This window comes from Pantoea sp. CTOTU49201, assembly GCF_032054795.1.
Classification (GTDB): Bacteria; Pseudomonadota; Gammaproteobacteria; order Enterobacterales; family Enterobacteriaceae; genus Pantoea; species Pantoea symbiotica.
In genome coordinates this window covers 1-3,031 of the sequence record NZ_DAMBSA010000496.1, presented here as the reverse complement: position 1 = coordinate 3,031, position 3,031 = coordinate 1, and the positions used below count along the sequence as shown (strand labels likewise).

The window sequence follows — 3,031 nt, the reverse complement described above, 5'->3', positions numbered from 1 at the left end:
AGGTGCCGCGTTGAAGGATGAAGTGCCGCAGGAGATTGTCGAACGCTTCCACCGCGCACCGAGTGATTTAGGCACCTCGATCCTTGCCGATCGCCAGGCCGATCGTCCGCTGGAGTGGGATATCCGCAATGGCGTGGTGCAGCGATATGGTCGGGCGCGCGGCATTCCTACGCCCATCAGCGATGTGATTGTGCCGCTGCTGGCGGCCGGTAGCGAAGGTCCGGGCTGAATTAAAAGCGCCACGCCGCATACAACACGCCGCTCGCCTGCCCTTTTTCCTTGGTAATTGGGCTATCGGCGGCGTGGTTCTCCAGATGCTGCACGTTTACCCGCGCGCCAATCAGCCACGCTGGTGTCAGCGCATACTCCAATCCCGCTTCCCAACCTACTTTTTCTATACCGGCTCCGGCATCGTAGCGCGCCAAACCGCTGCGCGCCGACTGTACTGCCGTGACGCCATATTGCGTCTGCATGTAATCGCTGTCGGCCCAACTGAGATTCGGGCCGGTGAACAGCCGCAGGCTTTGCGTTGGACGCCATTGCAGATGCGCATAGGAGGCGAGTTTAAAGCCCTGCTGATTGCCGCCCACATCCTGCGTCAAAATCACGCCGCCTTTAAAATAATCATTCTCATAAATCGCTGAGGTGAAGGCGCGTGGTGTGACATCAATGTCACCCAATCCTTTTAAATGCGGATCATCAGATTCCTGGCGCGGTGAAATGTTAGTGCCAACGCCCAGCGCAAAGGTCCAGCGATCGGTTTTAGCGACGTTCCAGCCGAGAGCGATCAGATCATCCACGCCGCCGACAAACAGCTGGCCGTAATTGAGTTTGATCGCCGGCACGAAGTCGGTTTTGTTCTCTTTCGCGCCGGAGTATTTCGGTTTCACGCCGACGCCGCCGCCAATAAAACCAGAAAACTCATTCTGCGAGGAATCGGCAAGAACCGGGAAACTTGCCGCCGACAGCAGACAAAACAGTGCGAGAGGTTGAGCCAGGGTGGAACGCATCGACATCTTCCTTTATGAGCACAAAGTAATGAGCCCATTGCACCAGCCTTGTGTAACGCCGGTTTTTACCTACGGTAAAGTTATGTAACAGCCAGCGGTAAACGCACGCAGAAACAGGCTCCGCCGCCAGCACGATTGATCACGCTAATGCTGCCGCCGTGGTACTCGCTAATTGACCGCACCAGCGCCAGGCCCAAACCTGTGCCGTTGCCGCGATGAGTCAGGCGGTAAAATGGCTGAAAAATACGTTCCAGTTCTTCCTGCGGAATACCGGGACCGCGATCCTGCACCTCCAGCGTAAAGTGCCGATCCGCCGCGTGCCTGAGCGCCACGCAAATTTCCGGCCCGGCGTAGCGCAGCGCGTTCTCAAGCAGGTTGCGCAGCAAGCGACGAATCAGCCGCGCATCGACCTGCGCCACCACATGTTCGGCCTGCAACTCAATTTGCACGGCGGCGCACTCTTCCGCTGCGATCGCCGTGATATCCGCGGGCTGGAAATCGCCGCTGATGGCGCTGCTCGCCATTTCCAGACGACTCAGCGTGAGAATCTCTTCCACCAGCGCATCCAGTTCACCGACGCTGCGTTGCAACTCGCGGCGCGTTGGCGAATCGTCGGGTGCCAGTAACGCCGCCGCCATCTGAATGCGCATCAGTGGCGATCGCAATTCGTGCGAAGCATTCGCCAGCATGGTTTTTTGCGACTGCACCAACTGCTCGATCTGCGTGGCGGATCGGTTAAAGCTGGTGGCCAGTTGCGCCACTTCATCGCGTCCGGCCACCGTGACGCGTGCGCTGAGATTGCCGCGCCCCAGCGATTCGACGCTCTGCTGCAGCGACTCCAGCCGCGCGGTTAAGCGGCGTATTACCGGGAAGGAGATCAGCGCCACGCTGCCCGCCATTCCCAGCATCAGCAGAATAAACAGCCACGGACGTTTCTGCTGATCGCTCCTGAACTGCGTGACCAACACGCGTTTATCCTTAAGCTGCCAGACGAAGCGCATGCCGTACCAGTCATCCTCGATCTGCCCAAAGGCGTCGCGCGGCGGGAATGCCAGCGGCGGATCGAGCGGGCGACTGAGCTGTTCACCATTGGCGGTAAACAGGGCAAAACGCGTGTGGGCGCGCTGCATCCAGCGATCCATCGCCGCCATTTGCACATCGCGCGGCGCATCGGCTGGCGGCAGGTTCTGCTCCACCAGTTCTGAAAAGGTGGCAAAAGCCTGCAGATTCGGATTGTCATCTTTGTTCCACAACCAGAGCGCAATGGTGCAGATCACCACCATAAACAGCGCGCAGCTGAAGGCGAAGAAGATCTGCAGATGCAGCGGAAAATCGGCGAGACGCTTCATGCACTGGGCAACGCCGAGAACACATAGCCGACGCCGCGCACGGTGATGATGCGTTTCGGCGCACGCGGATCGTCTTCAATAAGCTGGCGGATGCGGCCAATATGCACATCGATCGCCCGATCAAAGCTGTCGTAAGTTTCACCGCGCACCGACTGCCAGATTTGTTCACGATTCAGCACGCGTCCGGCCTGGCGCGCCAGCGAGACCAGCAGATCGAACTGTAACGAAGTGAGGGAACAGGCTTGCTGATTCAGCAGCACGGTACGCGCGGCGGTATCGATCTCCAGCGGGCCGGAACGAATAATGTGGTCGCTGTTTGCCCGACTGCCTGGCCTGATGCGGCGCAGCACCGCCCGCATGCGCGCCAGCAGTTCGCGCGGCTCAAAAGGCTTTGGCAGATAATCATCCGCACCCACCTCCAACCCGATAATGCGGTCAGCGGGATCGCCGCGCCCTGTCACCATAATGATCGCCGGTTCATGGTGACACTGGCTGCGAATCTCGCGACACAGCGCCAAACCATCGGCATCGCCCAACATCAAATCCAGCAATACCACGTCAAATTCGCGCTGTTTCATTTTGAACTGCGCATCCTGCGCGCTGGCGCTGTGCACCACCTTAAATTCGTACTGCGTGAGGTAAGGCGCGATCATCTGGGCCAGCCGATGATCG

General features: G+C 59.0%; 4 protein-coding genes. 1 reads left to right on the top strand and 3 read right to left on the bottom strand.

Annotation, left to right across the window (positions count from 1 at the left end; all coding sequences use genetic code 11):
- A partial coding sequence (locus RTY00_RS22780; protein ID WP_312666438.1) for a ketopantoate reductase C-terminal domain-containing protein occupies window positions 1-229 on the top strand: 229 nt, incomplete at its 5' end.
- Window position 230: 1 nt separating this feature from the next.
- On the opposite strand, the gene RTY00_RS22775 is transcribed toward RTY00_RS22780, so the two are convergent.
- The 3 genes from RTY00_RS22775 to RTY00_RS22765 all read right to left on the bottom strand — a co-directional run.
- A complete protein-coding gene (locus RTY00_RS22775) occupies window positions 231-1,010 on the bottom strand; it encodes a MipA/OmpV family protein (RefSeq protein WP_312666436.1) in 780 nt (259 codons plus the stop codon).
- Window positions 1,011-1,090: 80 nt separating this feature from the next.
- The gene (locus tag RTY00_RS22770) at window positions 1,091-2,359 is read right to left on the bottom strand and encodes a HAMP domain-containing sensor histidine kinase (RefSeq protein ID WP_312666434.1); all 1,269 of its coding nucleotides are present in this window, start codon (window positions 2,357-2,359) and stop codon (window positions 1,091-1,093) included.
- The coding region (locus tag RTY00_RS22765; protein WP_312666432.1) for a response regulator transcription factor at window positions 2,356-3,031 on the bottom strand (676 nt) is incomplete at its 5' end. The genes RTY00_RS22765 and RTY00_RS22770, both read right to left, overlap by 4 nt.